The 16,686-nt window shown below is 38.5% G+C and carries 12 protein-coding genes and 2 pseudogenes; 9 read left to right on the top strand and 5 right to left on the bottom strand.

What is annotated here, in order from left to right:
• Positions 1-183 precede the first annotated feature (183 nt).
• From HMPREF2988_RS05940 to HMPREF2988_RS05920, 5 genes are all read left to right on the top strand, one after another.
• Complete coding sequence (locus HMPREF2988_RS05940; RefSeq protein ID WP_002291488.1) at positions 184-1,209, top strand: serine hydrolase domain-containing protein; 1,026 nt, start codon at positions 184-186, stop codon at positions 1,207-1,209.
• 38 nt (positions 1,210-1,247) lie between these two features.
• A complete protein-coding gene (gene manA / locus HMPREF2988_RS05935) occupies positions 1,248-2,198 on the top strand; it encodes a mannose-6-phosphate isomerase, class I (RefSeq protein WP_002291489.1) in 951 nt (316 codons plus the stop codon).
• A 92-nt stretch (positions 2,199-2,290) separates the two neighbouring features.
• On the top strand, positions 2,291-3,994 hold the full coding sequence (locus HMPREF2988_RS05930) for a PTS transporter subunit EIIC (protein ID WP_070770174.1): 1,704 nt from the start codon (positions 2,291-2,293) through the stop codon (positions 3,992-3,994).
• 1 nt (position 3,995) lies between these two features.
• The gene (locus tag HMPREF2988_RS05925; protein WP_002315732.1) at positions 3,996-6,029 is read left to right on the top strand and encodes a BglG family transcription antiterminator; all 2,034 of its coding nucleotides are present in this window, start codon (positions 3,996-3,998) and stop codon (positions 6,027-6,029) included.
• 10 nt (positions 6,030-6,039) lie between these two features.
• The gene (locus HMPREF2988_RS05920; protein ID WP_002291492.1) at positions 6,040-6,480 is read left to right on the top strand and encodes a PTS mannitol transporter subunit IIA; all 441 of its coding nucleotides are present in this window, start codon (positions 6,040-6,042) and stop codon (positions 6,478-6,480) included.
• 109 nt (positions 6,481-6,589) lie between these two features.
• Here the strand turns inward: HMPREF2988_RS05920 and HMPREF2988_RS05915 are convergent.
• Positions 6,590-7,716: pseudogene (locus HMPREF2988_RS05915) on the bottom strand (ABC transporter permease).
• 2 nt (positions 7,717-7,718) lie between these two features.
• Positions 7,719-8,395: pseudogene (locus HMPREF2988_RS05910) on the bottom strand (ATP-binding cassette domain-containing protein).
• A gap of 263 nt (positions 8,396-8,658) precedes the next feature.
• Here HMPREF2988_RS05910 and HMPREF2988_RS05905 point away from each other — a divergent pair.
• Genes HMPREF2988_RS05905 through HMPREF2988_RS05895 form a run of 3 tightly spaced genes read left to right on the top strand, consistent with a single transcriptional unit; the run spans position 8,659 to position 12,041 of the window.
• Positions 8,659-10,425, top strand: a complete 1,767-nt coding sequence (locus HMPREF2988_RS05905) for a PTS mannitol transporter subunit IIBC (RefSeq protein WP_002291496.1) — start codon at positions 8,659-8,661, stop codon at positions 10,423-10,425.
• Positions 10,426-10,439: 14 nt separating this feature from the next.
• Positions 10,440-10,877, top strand: coding sequence for a PTS mannitol transporter subunit IIA (locus HMPREF2988_RS05900; protein ID WP_002291499.1), 438 nt, complete (start codon positions 10,440-10,442; stop codon positions 10,875-10,877).
• Positions 10,878-10,889: 12 nt separating this feature from the next.
• Complete coding sequence (locus HMPREF2988_RS05895; protein ID WP_070770172.1) at positions 10,890-12,041, top strand: mannitol-1-phosphate 5-dehydrogenase; 1,152 nt, start codon at positions 10,890-10,892, stop codon at positions 12,039-12,041.
• Between the two features lie 61 nt (positions 12,042-12,102).
• Here HMPREF2988_RS05895 and HMPREF2988_RS05890 read toward each other — a convergent pair whose 3' ends face one another.
• From HMPREF2988_RS05890 to HMPREF2988_RS05880, 3 genes are all read right to left on the bottom strand, one after another.
• On the bottom strand, positions 12,103-12,801 hold the full coding sequence (locus tag HMPREF2988_RS05890; protein WP_070770171.1) for a type 1 glutamine amidotransferase: 699 nt from the start codon (positions 12,799-12,801) through the stop codon (positions 12,103-12,105).
• Positions 12,794-14,146: a Mur ligase family protein gene (locus tag HMPREF2988_RS05885; RefSeq protein ID WP_002310102.1), complete on the bottom strand. Its 1,353-nt coding sequence runs from the start codon at positions 14,144-14,146 to the stop codon at positions 12,794-12,796. Before HMPREF2988_RS05885 ends, HMPREF2988_RS05890 begins: the two co-directional genes overlap by 8 nt.
• A 220-nt stretch (positions 14,147-14,366) precedes the next feature.
• Entirely contained in the window at positions 14,367-15,767 is a 1,401-nt protein-coding gene (locus tag HMPREF2988_RS05880) for a TrkH family potassium uptake protein (RefSeq protein ID WP_070770170.1), read from the bottom strand.
• 160 nt (positions 15,768-15,927) lie between these two features.
• Between HMPREF2988_RS05880 and HMPREF2988_RS05875 the strand changes: the two genes are divergently transcribed.
• The gene (locus HMPREF2988_RS05875; protein ID WP_070770169.1) at positions 15,928-16,665 is read left to right on the top strand and encodes an epoxyqueuosine reductase QueH; all 738 of its coding nucleotides are present in this window, start codon (positions 15,928-15,930) and stop codon (positions 16,663-16,665) included.
• Positions 16,666-16,686: the final 21 nt, after the last annotated feature.

Genomic DNA, 16,686 nt, shown 5'->3' with positions numbered 1-16,686 from the left:
ATGTCTCGTCATTTTATAAACGGTCATACTATTACTTGTTCTAGAGATAGAAAGAGCAAACGGTATACCGAATGAAACTGCGTGGTTTTCCGCGCAGTTTTTTTTGTGTAAAAAGGTTGATTCCTCATAGATTAAGCTTTAAGCTTGGACTGTAAGAATTTGATAGAAAAGCAGGAGAAAAAGATGTACCCACAAACGAAACAGCTTATTTTGAAAAAAATGGAAGAAGGATTTTATCCAGGTGTAGCAGCCGCCTTCATCAAAGAAAATCAAGTAGAATCATTTACAGCTGGCTTTGCCCAAGTCGTTCCTGAAAAACAGCCGATGACAGAAGATCTGTTGTTTGATGCAGCATCACTGACGAAAGTCGTTGCAACCACTTCATTAGTTTTGCGTCTATTAGAAGATGGAAAAATAGAACTCGATCAACCACTGCATAAATATCTTTCTGAATTTGAAAATCAGACAATCACTTTGCGTCATTTACTGACACATACTTCTGATATCAAAACATGGATACCAAACAGAGATGAGCTATCTCAGGAAGAATTGATTGCCGCTTATTTGAAGCTAGAACCAGGTGAGCAACTAGGAAAAGAAGTGAAATATACAGATGCCGGAACGATTCTTCTTGGATTGATGCTGGAAAAAATTTACCAAGAAACTGCAGTGGAAATCTTTCAAGAACAAGTATTGGAACCATTAGGAATGATGAACAGCTTATTTCTTCCTTTTCCTTCCAAAAAAATCGTTCCCACAGAACAACTGCCTTCGGGTGAGGTTTTGTGTGGACAAACTCATGATCCGAAAGCAAGAGTTTTAGCTGAACATGCAGGAAATGCTGGGCTCTTTATCGATTTGAACGACAGCATTACTTTTGTCCAAATGTATTTGAACAAGGGAAAAATCAGTAATGGTCGGTTTTTAGAAGAAGAAACGATTGATTCTTTGCTACAAGATCAAACTCCAGAAAGAAATGGCTATCGTTCTCTAGGGTGGGATCTAAAAAAAGATGTAGGAGACGGTCATGCGATTCTTTTTCATACTGGTTATACAGGTACGTTTTTCTTGATTGATATAAAAACACAAGAAGCGTTGATATTTCTGTCCAATCGCGTACATCCTGTCGATCATCGTGCGGAGTATCTCATATGTCGAGATGAAATTGTTGAAAACTTTTTGAAAGAGAAAGCGGTATTACAGAAATAATGCTATAATAGCTATGAAAAATGAGAGGAGTTTGAATTATGCAGGAACCTATGTTTTTAAAACCAGTTTTTCAAGAAAAAATTTGGGGAGGAAGCCGTTTACGTTCAGTCTTCGGTTTTGATATCCCTAACGATAAAATCGGAGAAGATTGGGCGATCAGCGCGCATCCTCATGGTGTCAGTGTAGTAGAAAATGGCGAATTCAAAGGGAAAAGATTAGATGAACTATGGTCAGAACACAAGGAATTGTTTGGCCATCCTTCAGAACCAGTGTTTCCATTGTTGATCAAGATCTTAGATGCAGAAGATGATCTATCTGTACAAGTACATCCAGATGATGCCTATGGGATGAAACATGAAGGTGAATTAGGAAAAACTGAATGCTGGTATATCATCGATGCTGAACCTGGTGCAGAAATTATCTACGGTCATCATGCAAAGACAAGAGAAGAACTAGCTGAGATGATCAAAGAGGGGCGCTGGGATGACCTTTTGAAGAAAGTACCAGTTAAAAAAGGTGATTTCTTTTATGTACCAAGCGGAACGATCCATGCTATTGGTAAAGGGATCATGATTTTAGAAACACAACAAAGCTCCGATACGACTTATCGCGTGTATGACTATGACAGAAAAGATGCGCAAGGACAAACAAGAGAGCTGCATATCCAACAATCGATCGATGTAACAACTGTCCCTGCCAAAACACCAGAATTACAAATCAAAGAAGTCCGAAAAGGGAATTCATCGATCGTCACTTATTTAGAAACTGAGTTTTTCAATGTATATGAGTGGGATATTAAAGGAATCACATCTTTCAAAAAACAAGCCCCTTATACGTTGATGACAGTGATTGAAGGAGCAGGAGACCTTGTTGTTGACGGAAAAACATATCCATTAGAAAAAGGAACAAGCTGTATCATTCCAAGTGGCGTTTCTGAGTGGACGGTCCAAGGTGAACTAGCAATCATTGCGTCTGAACCAGGCAAATAGTTCCCAGATAGCTGAAAGCGGCAGACGGTTTTCGTTTGCTGCTTTTTCTACATAAAATCCGTCTATCAATAAATAGAAGTATGGTGAAAAAGATGGAATACAAATGGAAAGCAAACGACAGCAGTCGAGTGTTTACGAAACAACTGAGAAAAGCCGGACACCACTTGAATGAAATGATCATGCCAAACCTAAGTCTGTTTATTGCTTGGGGAATCTTGTCATTAGTAATGAAAGGTGTGTCTGGCGATTTGCACGCCACGTTGGAAGAGGTATGCCACTGGATGATTCAACTGCTTTTACCAATCTTGATCAGCTATTCAGGCGGAAAATCGGTAGGGGGACAAAAAGGGGCAGTCGCGGGCGCAATCGCTTCTTTAGGGTTGATTGCTCGTTCCGATGCCCCGCAAATCGTAGGAGCGATGATTATAGGACCGCTTGCCGGCTTCTTGTATGAACAATTTGTTTCTAGATTTCATGCGAAATTCAAAGCTGGGTATGAAATGCTTGTCAGCAACTTACTAGTAGGGCTGATTGGTAGTATTATTTGTATAATTGGAATCGTTTTTATTGAGCCAGCTTTAAATAGTTTCCACCTGTTGCTTGTCTCCGTCGTGTCTTGGCTAGTCAAAATGAATCTGTTGCCGCTTGTCAGTTTGATCCTAGAACCTCTAAAAGTATTATTTTTTAATAATGCAATCAACCATGGTGTGTTGACACCTTTAGGAATCGAATTCTCACAAGCAGTCGGACACTCTTACCTGTTTTTGATGGAGGCAAATCCGGGACCTGGTTTAGGGATCTTACTTGCTATCCTTTGTTTTGCAAAAAAACAGGAAAAAGTAAACGCAAGTGGAGCGTTGATGATCCATGCGATTGGTGGGATTCACGAAATTTATTTTCCGTTTGTCTTGTTGCGTCCATATCTGTTTTTAGCTGTAATGGTTGGTGGAGCAAGCGGCACGCTGATATTCCAATGGTTAGATGCGGGATTAGCTACTCCTGTATCGCCCGGGTCACTACTCGTGATTTTTGCCAATACGCCTTATCCGCAACTAGCTGGGGTAAGTATAGGGATAGCAATCAGTACATTTGTAACCTTCATTTGTGCAACGCTGCTATTGAAATTACCGAAAAAAGAAAAAGGAGACAACACGGTCAAAGAAAGGGGAGAAATCTTGGAACTATCTACCATTCATTCTGTCGTTTTTGCGTGTGACTCAGGCATGGGATCAAGCGCTATGGGAGCCGCCTTGCTGAAGAAAAAATTAGCAGCGGAAAAAATTGATCTCGCTGTTGGATACAGCTCTGTCTATGAATTGAACAATCAAGTAAATCAGCTTGTTATCGTCCAACATGAATTAGCGGATCTTGCAAGAGAAAAAGTACCTCAAAGTCAAATTTTCGTACTGGATCACTTTTTGGAAACAGATATCTTGCTGTCACGAATAAAAGAAGCGATCCACGAACCAAATTGGAAAGAAAAAAAAGAGAGAGTAGAAGTAGTAGAACAGAAAAAGTCGCCCGTTAACGTTGTGTTTTTGTATAAAAATAATAGACGTGGTTCACAAACCATGGGCATGGCGATTTTAAGTCAATTAGCAAAAAAAGAGAAAAAACAGTTTGTTATCTTAAAGGAACCAATCGAACAGCTCAAAATCCAAGAAGAAACGATTTATATCGCCCAAAGAGAACTAGCTGTAAATGAACAGCTAAAAGAAACGATCCCTCAGCTAGTCCTAGTGGAACATTGGGTAGCTACGAATGAATACGAAAAACTCGTGAAGGGAGAAAAATAAGATGTACTTATCGCCCAGAGAAAAACAATTATTAGCAGAATTTCTCAGCAGTCCCTCACCTGTGACTATCCAAAAAATGATGAATTTATTGAAAGTCAGCAAGCGGACCGTTTACCGCGAATTAGATAATCTTGAAGTCTCATTGAAATCGGTAAATGCTTCTTTGAAAAAAGTAGCAAGAGGTTCGTTTGTCATTGAGGCATCGGAAGAAGTAATGGAGCAATTAAAAGAAAATACAGATGGGAAAAGCGATGATTTGCCTACTGCTAAACGACAGCACGCAATTTTAGCCGAGCTGTTACTAACGACAGAACCGTTGAGTCTTGCCCATTTTATGGAATTATACCGCATCAGTAATACTACTTTTTATGCAGATATCAAACAGTTGGAAGAAAGTACCCGCCAACTGCCTTTGGAAATCATTCGGAACCAAGGATATGAGATCGTAGGACCGGAAAAATACCGTCGGCTTCTAACAGCGAATGTATTAGAATTAGAAATCAATGAATATGAACTTTTTCATAGTATTTCTTTTGATTCATCGCTGAATTACTTTTTTCGATTCGTTGATCCGCAACATCTGTCTCTTGCACGCCAAGTAGTCGGGGAAGAATTGATCCAAAAAAAGACCAATCTAAGTGATAGAAAACTTGAACATTTGGTTTTGATGCTGACATTGACGATGGATCGTGTAACGAAAAATCATTTACTGACAAATGAGACGTATAATGGTCTGGCAAACAAAGAATTGCTTCAGACTGCTAAACGATTATTCTCACGGATTGCTTCTGAGACAAAACAACTTTACCCAGTAAATGAGATCGTCTTTTTTGCAGGATTATTAAATGACTTCACGAACTCATTTGACCAGAATTTCTTTGAAGAAACGTTCGATACACAGCTTGCTTATTTAGTAAAACAACTGATTCAAGAAGTAAGTGAAGAGACGAATGTCCATTTTTATGAAGATGAAACCTTGTACAAAATGCTTTTGACCCATTTGTCTGGTGTGTTTTCAAGAGCCGTTTTACAAGAAGAGACACTGACTAATCCGATTTTAGAAAAAATCATGGTTCAATATGAGGAAATTGCCAATGCAATCCGCCAAGCAGTAGAGCGGATTTTTCAAGAAAAGAAATTATCAGAAGAAGAGATCGCATATATGGTCCTTCATTTTGCAAATTCATTGGAAAAAAGTCCGAAAGAAAGCAATATCAGTATTGCAGGATTTTCACCAAGCGGCTTAGCTTCTACTAGCATGTTGGAACTGCGTTTGAAACGGTATTTTCCTTTCATTCAACAGATTCATTTCTATCGGATCGCTGATTTGAAAAAAATTGATTTACAAGAAGAATATGATATTGTTATTTCTACATCTATTCTACCAGGATATGATGGAACATATATTTTAGTCTCCCCGCTACTGCTGGAAGAGGAAGTCAAGCAGCTAAAAGAAGCTTTTTCGCATATTGAGAAGAAAAAAAGGCAAAAAAATACGTATAACAGCAATAACGAGTGGATGCTAGAAGATACTTATGAGGAAACGATGCATTTCATGGAGCAAATCAATCAATTACTTGATCGTTTCTTTATTCAAGAACTAGATAACCCTGATACGGTCTCCGAAACGATTCGCAGTTTATTTCCTTATTTTCCTGAAGGACTAGTAACGGATGAAGAGGTGGTTCATCGCCGACTGCTTAAGCGATATGAACAAGCACCTATCGGAATTCCTCATACAAATATGGGGTTATTCCATACATCCAGCTCATTGGTTTCTAAACCGATCTTTTGTATTTTCAATTTGAAACAACCGTTGACAATTGACGGGATGGATAGACAGCCAATCGAATTGTCCCGTATGTTAGTTATGCTGGCGCCTTCGCCAATCCAAGAAAAAGACGGGATTCTTTTAGGAAAAATCAGTGGAGCAATCATCATGAACGATTTGAACACCGAGATCTTCCGTTCAGGAAATAGAGAAATCGTTTATCAATTGTTAGCGAAAATCCTGATTGAAGAAATAAAGAAATGAGGGTGAAAAGATGATCCAGCTACCAGCAGAAAAAATATTGCTCGATCAATCCTATCAAAATTGGAAAGAAGCGTTGACCGAGATCGGCCAGTGGATGACCCAACAAGGGGGAATCAAAGCGGCATATATCCAATCAATGATCGAAAGACAAGAAAAATCGAGTGTCTATATCGGGAATTTCGTAGCCTTGCCACATGGGACTGACAAAGATGAAGAAGTAATAGAAGAAGGGATCTATTTAGTCCAAGTGCCTGATGGTGTGGACTTTGGAACAAAAGAGGAACCAAAAATCGCGACACTCTTATTTGTAGTGGCTTTAAAAAGAGAACATCAGTTAGCTGTGCTCCAAGATTTAGCCTTTTTCTGTTCAGACATCGACCAAGTAATGGCACTCAGTGATGCGGAAACCATTGAAGAAGTACAAATGATTTTTGAACATGGAGATATATAACCAATGTTCTCAGTAAAAAAGCTGCCTTGCATCAAGTAATAACTTCAACCAAGTGAAAAATAGGAGATGGTGACAAGATTTTTGTCACCGCTCCTATTATTTTTGTGTTTTAATAGCTCTTTTTTATATAGATAGCGCCCATACCTATGAATAATAGAACGATACTCCATGTACCAAGTGTCAAGATACCATTCATGAAAGTAACCTGTTCTGAAGCTAGTGGCGAGAACATATCTCCTCCTACGATCACATTTTGAAAATCAACATAAGAAGTTGGCAAGTAATGACTGATTGCTTCTATCCATTCAATCGAAGAAAACAAGCGATACTCTGCTAAGAAAAGACAAAGAAGTGTACCTAAAAGATTGACTAGAGAATGTTCAAATAAAGCAGATAGAAGGAAACTGATTGTACTTAAAAAGAGTACCCACAACAACAGGAACAGAAAACTCTGGAAAAGATACGCATACATCGGAAGGATTCGTATCTCCTGACCAATGATCGTTCCTACAGGATAACGGAAGTCGCCCAAACCATTTTTGATTACTACTAGTATAGAGACGAACAAAAATGGAATCACGAGACTTAGCATAGCTGCACCATAATAAACGGTAAAACGGATGCTATGTTTCTTTACCATACTATCCGGTAATAGATTGACTAGAGAGATTACCTGCTTTCTTTTTTCATAAGAGATGATCGAGGAAAGAAACAAGGCGGTTATACATAAAATCAAAAAACTAGAAATTATTCCTGAAAAAATATTTTCGTAGTAATTCGCTAAAGGGAGATGCGCTGGCAAGTCAAAAATTGAATATCTTTGGATCTGATGTTCTTTCATATAATGGAGCAACTCGACACGTTTTTGTTGTTCAATGATTGGAATTCCTTGTCTTTGACCAGAAATCAGTCGATCCAGTATATCTTTTTCATAATGATAAGTTGCTTCGACCGTTTCCTGGACGTTCCCTGTGTTTTTTGCATGTAAGATTGCTTCGATCAGTTTGTTGCTTTTCTCTAAACTTTCCACAAATTCTTTCTCATTCTCATCTTCTTTCAACGTTTCAATCAAACGTTGCGTCTCTTCATAGTTATGATTCAGTTCATCGAATTCTGTATAAGCAAGTTCATAATCAAAAAAAGTGGGAATGCAAAGAGCACGATCAACAATAGAGGAAATAAAAAGTTTACTTTGTTTTTTAGTAAGAGATTGCGTTCAAATGTAAATAAAGTCATAGTTACACCTCATACAATTGACGATAAATAGCTAAAATCTCTTCCATATTTGAGGATTCTGTGACGATTTCTCCATTTTTTAGAAAACATGCTTTAGAACAAATCGATTGGATATTCGCGATAGCGTGGGAAGAAAGAAGAATCATTTTCCCCTCTTCCTGCCATTGTCTGATCAGCCTATTCAAGATATCAATACTTCCTGGGTCTAACCCGTTCAACGGTTCATCGAATAACATGACAGATGAATCACTGGTCAAGTAAGCAGCAAGCAAGACATGTTGTTTCATTCCTAGAGACATTTTTCCAATCGGCAAAGTAAGGTACTCAGTCATCTTCAATCGTTGGAAAACAGTTTGGCATTCTACTTTGCTCTGCCAATAGTATTTGATCAAAGTCAAATAATCAACAGCCGTTAGATAGTCGGATAACTGATTCGTTGATTCTAGAAAAAAGAAAGACCGGCGATAATCTGTATAAGCAGTAGGAGAGATGTTGTGAAGGGACAATTGATCATAAGTTGTTGGCAGCAGTTGGGCAATGCCGTTCAGCAAAGTGTTTTGCCAAATCCGTTCGGGGCAATCAAAGCAGCTACTTCTCCTGATTCTACTAAAAGATCCAATTGTCGAATCACACGCTTTTTACCACGTTTCATGTTCATGTTTTTGATCAGTAATGTCATAGATAGGCCTCCAATATAAATTTTAATATCATAATAAAACAAAAAATATCCAAATAAAATGCTGACAAAAGTTATTATTTACATATTATAAAAAAGTTAAAATAACATATTTATTTAAAAGTAAAGTTTGCTGATCCCGAAATTTTTTTATTTTGCTGATATCCTCAAACCTTTGGCACAAAGTTTCGTGCCAAAGTACGACTATTTCTCTTTTTAGTAAGCGGATACAATTAGAGTATCAAAAGGAGAGAGGAAGAGACAAAATGGAACGGACGATTCCCAAAAACAACATTTCGCTAAAAGCGAGGGTACAAAAATTAGGCAGTACCTTATCAAGCATGGTCATGCCAAACATTGGAGCACTGATTGCTTGGGGTGTGTTAACGGCTTTATTTATCCCAGATGGTTATTTGCCAAATGAAGCTTTTGCTACCATGGTAAGCCCGATGCTAACTTATCTGATTCCTTTATTGATCGGCTATACTGGCGGAAAAGTAATTGCTGGTGACCGCGGATCAGTTGTGGGAGCAATTGCAACGATGGGCGTGATTGTCGGAACAGATATTCCAATGATGCTAGGTGCGATGATTATGGGACCTCTTGGTGGATATGCCATCAAGAAATTTGATCAGCTGTTCCAAAAACGGATCAAATCCGGTTTTGAAATGTTGGTCAATAATTTTTCAGCAGGTCTTATCGGTTTTGGATTAGCGTTATTAGGTTTTTCTGCGATTGGTCCAGTTGTCGATGCATTGACTCAAGCAATGGCAAAAGGTGTAGAGATCATTTTATCTGCCCATTTGATTCCATTGACAAGTATTTTTATTGAACCAGCAAAAATCTTATTTTTGAATAATGCAATCAATCATGGGATTTTGACACCATTAGGAACTGAACAAGTAGCAGATGCAGGAAAATCTATTCTATTCTTGCTTGAAGCAAATCCTGGTCCAGGACTTGGCGTATTACTTGCTTTTACTTTGTTTGGCAAAGGAGCAGCAAAATCTTCAGCACCAGGTGCTATGATCATTCACTTTTTAGGTGGTATCCATGAAATCTATTTTCCTTACGTCATGATGAAACCGTTATTATTCTTATCAGTTATAGGCGGAGGAATGTCAGGAAGTTTCATTTTCCAATTGATGGATGCTGGACTAAGAGCACCAGCTTCTCCAGGATCAATCATTGCGATTCTAGCGATGACACCGTTCAATTCTTACCTTCCTGTTATTTTGGGCGTGATTGTTGCCGCAGCTGTTTCATTCGGTATTTCTGCAGTAATTTTGAAAGCGGATGCGAAAGATACAAATGAAGACTTTGAAAAGTCTGTGCAAGAGACAAAAGCAGCTAAACAAGCATCTAAAGGTGCCCAAGGTATTCCTCAAGGAACTGCGCTATCTGGCGTACAAAAAATCATTTTTGCTTGTGATGCAGGGATGGGATCAAGTGCGATGGGCGCTTCGATCTTGAGAAAAAAAGTACAGGAAGCAGACTTGCCTCAAACGGTGACTAACCAAGCAATCAGCCAACTGACAGATGACTCGAATACATTGATCGTTACTCAGGTCGAACTACAAGAAAGAGCAAAACAAAAAGCACCGAACGCGCGTTTTGTCTCAGTAGAAAACTTTTTGAATTCACCTCGATATGATGAAATCATTCAAGAATTGAGCAGCAAACAGGAACCATCAGCTTCTGAAACTAAGAACGAGCCAACAGAAGAGTTTCTTTCAGCAAACATCAAACAAATCAAAGAGATCCTACTTGTCCACGATGATCGTTCGGGATCAGCAACAATGGGGATGACCGTGCTCAAAGATATATTAGACAAGAACCATTTAACTATCCCGTTACGAAAAGTCAACATCCAGGAGTTAAAAGGGGAACCTGATTCACTGATCGTAGCCAAAGAGAGTTTAGCAGAAAAAGCACGGATGGCTGCACCGCAATCCATTCATTTATCGGTTAATAGCATGGTCAACCCACAAAAATTTGAATCAATTGCACAATATTTGAAACAGACAGCTTAAGGGAGGAAAACAGCATGCAAAGTTTGCCATTCGACATGATCGAACTCAATCGATCATTTAAAACCAAAGAAGAAGCGATCCGCTATTGCGGTCAAAAGCTTGTAGAAGCAGGATGCGTTGATGAGGAATATATCGATGCCATGGTAGAAAGAGACAACATGTTATCTGTTTACATGGGGAATTTTATCGCGATTCCTCATGGAACAGATGAAGCAAAAAAATATGTGAAAAAATCCGGCATTTGTGTCGTACAGGTGCCAGACGGTGTCAATTTTGGTACGGAAGAAGAAGAAAAGATTGCGACTGTTTTGTTCGGTATAGCAGGAGTCGGCGATGAGCATCTGCAGCTTGTACAGCAAATCGCACTTTATTGCAGTGATATGGACAATGTTGTCCAACTAGCAGATGCGCTCAGCAAAGAAGAAGTAACGGAAAATCTAGCAATTGCTTAAGGAGAGAGAAAAATGAAAGCAGTACATTTTGGTGCAGGAAATATCGGTCGAGGATTTATTGGAGAAGTTTTGGCAGCTAATGGATTTGAGATTACTTTCGTAGATGTGAATCACACGATCATTGATGCTTTAAATGAAAGAAAGGAATACGAAATCGAATTAGCAGATGAATCAAAAGAAAGAATCACTGTAAAAAATGTCAAAGGAATCAACAATCAAACAAATCCAGAAAAAGTAATCCAAAAAATCGCTGAAGCAGATTTAGTTACTACCGCCATTGGCCCGAATATCTTACCTTTTATTGCCGAGTTGATTGCAAAAGGGATCCAAGAAAGAGAAATGGAAGGAAACACAACACCTTTAGATATCATTGCCTGTGAAAACATGATTGGCGGTTCAGCATTTCTAGAAAAAGAAGTGTATAAATATCTTCCAGAAACATCATTTACTGACAAATATATCGGCTTTCCAAATGCAGCAGTCGATCGAATCGTCCCATTACAACACCATGAAGATCCTTTATTCGTCCAAGTAGAACCTTTCAAGGAATGGGTCATTGACGATAGCCAAAGAAAAAATAAAGAAATCCAATTAAAAGGGGTTTTATATGTAGATGATCTAGAACCATATATCGAACGCAAATTATTTAGTGTCAATACTGGTCATGCGACTGTCGCTTATACAGGTGCCTTGTTAGGTTACCAGACCATTGATGAAGCAATGCAAGATGCATTAGTTGTGGCACAATTAAAATCAGTTCTGCAGGAAACAGGAAGTTTGCTGATTGCCAAATGGGGGTTTGATGCAGAGCAGCATCATGCGTATATTGAAAAAATCATCCATCGCTTCCAAAACAAATATATCTCTGATGCGATCACACGTGTCGCTCGGACACCATTACGTAAGCTAGGTTATCAAGAACGGTTTACACGGCCAGTGAGAGAACTGCAAGAACATAACTTGACTTGTCCACATTTGACGGCAACAATGGGTATTATTTTTAATTACTATGATCCTGAAGATGAACAAAGCCGTCAACTGCATGAAATGAAGATCCATGAAAACTTGGAACAATTGATCCAAGAAGTCACAGGAATCAATGATCCGAAAACAATTGGGAATATCAAGCAAAACGTGAACCGTTATGCCAAGCAAGTCGCTTAAAATAGGATACGAAAAAGGGGAATATGACGCAATTTTTGTCACATTCCCCTTTTTCGAATAACTAGGCTGTTTGTCCTTCAAGATAGAGCAGGTCCAACTCTTTACCGTAACGTTGTTCTAAAGCTAGGCGGATCAAGCGAGCTGCTAATTTCTCATTTCTTGCAAGGATAGGTCCATGGAAATAAGAACCGAAGACATTTCGGTAAATGACACCTTCGGATTGATCTTCCCCATTGTTCCCTTGACCTTGTACCACTTTCCCCAAAGGCCGTTCACCTTCACCTAAGAAAGTCCGACCATTGTGGTTTTCAAATCCATAATAAGTTTCATTGAATTCTTCATTATGGATGACAATGTCACCGATAAACCGGTTATTTTCCTGACTTAATGTGTAGTGATCCAGGGCACTGATACCTTGGATCTTTTCTCCGTTGGCTCCCATGTAGTAGTGACCTAGCAACTGATAACCACCGCAAATGGCTAACATGACACCATCATTTTCGATATAGTTGATCAAAGAATCTTTCTTTTTCTGGATGTCTTTTGAAATGATCAGTTGCTCAAAGTCTTGACCACCACCAAAGAAAACCAAGTCATATTTATCAGCATCAAAAGGTTCATGTATACTAACGATCTCCGTATGGCAAGAAACCCCCATTTTTTCTGCTACATATTTCAACATCAAAAGGTTTCCGTTATCACCATATGTGTTCATCAAATTTCCATAAAGGTGGGCGATATTGAGTTCATAATTAGCCATGATTCATTCCTCCTTTGATAAATCCTTGAGCCGCTAGTTCTTTACGTAGCTGCAATACAGCAGTGTAAGTAGCTAAGATATAGACATGTTCAGTTGGCAATTCTTTGATTTTTTCGATTACTTCTGGTAATTCTTTTGTTTCGGTCAATTTATTTTCTGGAATCCCGGCAACTTTCAGACGTAAAGTCATATCTGTATGACGGTCTCCTCCAGAAATAACGGCTGGGATATCCATATCGGCAAAGTTTTCAAAATTACCATCCCAAATCCAGCTGACATCGATTCCGTCTGCGTAATTGGCATTCAATAAAGCCACTAAAGAAAATGGATAAGGAGCTAGACCAATCATATCGATTACTTGATTGATGCCTACAGGATTTTTGACAAGTACTAATGTACATTTCTTTCCATTGATATTGATGACTTCTTGTCGGCCGAACACTTTCTCGTCATATCCTAAACCTTGTTTGATTTTATCAGGATCGACATTGAAGTACTCCGCCACTGCAGTAGCTGCTAAAGCGTTGTAGACGTTATACATACCACCAACTTCGATTCCATATTCATGACCATCGATCACAAAATCTGCTGAAACATTGTCCATCCGTACCATATCAGTCAAACGGTAATCCAGTTCAGGACGTTTGAAGTCACAATTTGGACAGTAATATTTTCCTAAGTTTGCATAAGTGATCATTTTATAATGCAGGATGTGATGACAATTTGGACACAAGACACCGTCTGTATTGTAATGCGCCATTTGTTCACGATCTTCTTCATGATCAAAGCCATAATATTTTCTAGGATTAACTGTTTCGATCGAATTGAAGATCGGTGAATCACCGTTACTGATAATCGTTGCATTTGGTGACTTTGCGGCACCGTCTACAATCATTTTATAGGTCGTATAAATTTCTCCATACCGATCCATTTGATCACGGAAAATATTTGTAAATAAAAATAGTTCTGGTTTCATGTATTCTGTGACTTTGCTCAAACTTGCTTCATCTATTTCTAGGACAGCAAATTTTTTCTGTCCTTTTTTTGGTTTTGCCTGCAAGAAAGTCGATACAATTCCTTGTACCATATTCGCACCAGTAGGATTGGTTAGAACTTCATCGAATTGCTGGCGCAAAATATTGACTGTTAAAGCGGTAGTCAATGTTTTACCATTTGTTCCGGTAACAACGACGACTTGGTAGTCTTTTGCCAAGCTATCCAATATATGTGGATCGACTTTCAGCGCTAGTTTACCTGGTAAACTTGATCCGCCTTTAAAAAAAGTTTTTAATGCCCATTGCGACGTTTTCCCAACTGCAATCGCAAAATGACTGCGTATTCCCATTATGTAACCTCCAAAAACGATTTGCTGACGAATAAATTCAACTAATCATACCATATGTTGAAAAAAAGGTTAAATTGCTTTTCTTATTCTTAAGAAAAGGTTACGGCTGAAAGTGCATGAAATCGGACAAAACCGCATGATTTAACAAAAAAACAGCTTGAAACAAAATGATTGTTTCAAGCTGCTGTGATTTTATTACTCCTCATCGGTCTTTTCATTATTAACCAATAATGATTTTCTCACTTGGATATTCATAGCCCAGATCTCGGGTTTCTTTTGGTACGAACAGCATCAATGTATACAGCATTCCAATCCGCCCAATAAACATCAGGGCAGCAATCGTGATTTTCCCTACAACAGACAAGTCGCCGGTAATCCCTAAGGACAAACCAGTTGTTCCAAAAGCGGAAGTTACTTCGACGATGATCGAGATCAGTGTTTGTTCCTCTGTAGCAGATAAAAAAACGATACAAAAGAAACACATACCAAGAGAAAGCATAAAGACAACGACTGACTTTCGCACATCATCTTGTTCGATTCTTCGTCCAAAAATATTGATATTATCCTCACTCTTGAGGAAGGAGTATAGATACAAACCGATGATCGCTACAGTAGTTGTTCGAATCCCGCCTCCTACAGAACTAGGACTGCATCCGATAAACATCAGTAAAGAAAAAATAATCAGTGTCGTAATCTGAAAATCACTCAAATCGTGAATCTGGAGACCGGCATTACGAGTCGTGATCGAATAAAACATCGAATTGATCCATTTGACACTCATACTGGAATCTTGGAATAAATGGTCCTTTTCCAATAGATAAATTAAGATAGTTCCCGAAACAAACAAGATGACAAAAGCCAACACAGCTAATTTGGTAAACAAGGAAAAACGAAATGGAAGCTTTGCACTGGAACGTTTATATAATAGCCACTCCCGGCACTCCATCAATACAGGAAAACCAATTCCGCCGACAAAAATCAAAAACATGATCAGAATCAAGAAAAAATAGTCATGTGCAAAGGGCTTGATGGAATCCCCAGTGACGTCAAATCCAGAGTTCGTGACAGCCGATATCGCCTGATAAAAACCATAAAAAACGGCATCACGCCAACGATCAAAATAGCCTCTATAATAAAAATAAATAGAAAAGAATGTCCCAAAAAGTAATTGAAACCAGATTAAAATAGCAAAAGTGATCCGAATCAGTCGGACGATACCAGACAAACGCGGTTGATTCATATCCGTCATGATCAGCTGCCGCTGTTTCAATGTGATTCGTCGTTTAGAAAAAATGACAAAAGCAGTAGAAATCATCATGATCCCCAAACCACCAACTTGAAATAATATTTCCAGCAGTATAATGCCGTTATCATTGAACACAGAATTGATATCAAAAGTCGATAGTCCAGTCACACTCACTGTACTGATTGCCATGAACAGCATGTCCACAAAAGAAACATGGCTATCTGGTTCGCGAAAAATCGGCAGATAAAATAGAACGAGTGATAAGACCGTCATCAATATATAATAAAAAACGATGATTTGGATCGATGAGAAATGATTGGCAGCAAACTTTTGTCCTCGCCGCTGCAGCCTTTGAAAGAATAAATCAACATGCACAGTACTATCCTCCTGACAATAGTCGTTTCTACCAGTATACAAGGGGAATCAGGAATACTCAAAGAAATTATTGAACAGATAACAATACAGCTTTCGATTAAAATAGAAATGGCTTATAATAAAGCAAATCCTAGAAAAAAGAAGGAGGAGGAATAACAAATTGATCAATGCCCAACAAATCGTAGAAAAAATGAAAAATCAAAAAATAAATTATGATACAGTTCTGAAAAAAATGATCATGCAATGGGAGAAAGAAGAAGTAAAGCCTAAGATATTAATACATACATGCTGTGCTCCTTGCAGTACGCACACGTTGGAATTCATGTCTCAATATGCAGATATCACGTTATTTTTTTCAAATTCGAATATCCATCCTAAAAGTGAGTATTTGCGGAGATTACATGAACAAAAACGATTTGTAGACCAATTTAATGAGAAAACTGACCATCATGTAGCGCTGATTGTTGATGAATACCGTCCAAGTGAATTCACCAAAATGGTTTTAACAAACCATCTTGAAGACGAAAAAGAAGGTGGTGCTCGCTGCAGTGCATGCTTCAATATGCGATTAGATCTTGTTGCGCAAAAAGCGCAAGAACTAGGATACGATTACTTTGGAAGTGCCCTGACGATCTCACCAAAGAAAAATGCAGCCTTGATCAATCAAATCGGAATGGATATCCAAAAGATTTACGGGACACAATATTTGCCAAGTGATTTCAAGAAAAACAAAGGCTATGAACGCTCTTTGCAAATGTGCAAAGAGTATGATATCTATCGCCAATGTTATTGTGGTTGCGTGTTCGCTGCCAAGCAACAAGGATGTGATCTGAAAAAAATCAATCGGGAAGCAAAAGCTTACTTAAAAACATCGACCGTAGTTTTTGATGAAAATTAAAGAAATCTTTCGGAAAAACGT

The organism is Enterococcus sp. HMSC061C05 (genome assembly GCF_001814765.1).
Taxonomy (GTDB): Bacteria; Bacillota; Bacilli; order Lactobacillales; family Enterococcaceae; genus Enterococcus_B; species Enterococcus_B lactis.
The sequence above is the reverse complement of the archived record's forward strand: the minus strand, read 5'-3'. Positions and strand labels throughout refer to the sequence as shown.

Coding starts and splice junctions, on each gene's coding strand:
- HMPREF2988_RS05925 (WP_002315732.1), top strand. CDS start 3,996: ATGTACTTATCGCCCAGAGAAAAACAATTATTAGCAGAATTTCTCAGC.
- HMPREF2988_RS05905 (WP_002291496.1), top strand. CDS start 8,659: ATGGAACGGACGATTCCCAAAAACAACATTTCGCTAAAAGCGAGGGTA.
- HMPREF2988_RS05900 (WP_002291499.1), top strand. CDS start 10,440: ATGCAAAGTTTGCCATTCGACATGATCGAACTCAATCGATCATTTAAA.
- HMPREF2988_RS05920 (WP_002291492.1), top strand. CDS start 6,040: ATGATCCAGCTACCAGCAGAAAAAATATTGCTCGATCAATCCTATCAA.
- HMPREF2988_RS05940 (WP_002291488.1), top strand. CDS start 184: ATGTACCCACAAACGAAACAGCTTATTTTGAAAAAAATGGAAGAAGGA.
- HMPREF2988_RS05930 (WP_070770174.1), top strand. CDS start 2,291: ATGGAATACAAATGGAAAGCAAACGACAGCAGTCGAGTGTTTACGAAA.
- HMPREF2988_RS05885 (WP_002310102.1), bottom strand. CDS start 14,146: ATGGGAATACGCAGTCATTTTGCGATTGCAGTTGGGAAAACGTCGCAA.
- HMPREF2988_RS05895 (WP_070770172.1), top strand. CDS start 10,890: ATGAAAGCAGTACATTTTGGTGCAGGAAATATCGGTCGAGGATTTATT.
- manA (WP_002291489.1), top strand. CDS start 1,248: ATGCAGGAACCTATGTTTTTAAAACCAGTTTTTCAAGAAAAAATTTGG.
- HMPREF2988_RS05890 (WP_070770171.1), bottom strand. CDS start 12,801: ATGGCTAATTATGAACTCAATATCGCCCACCTTTATGGAAATTTGATG.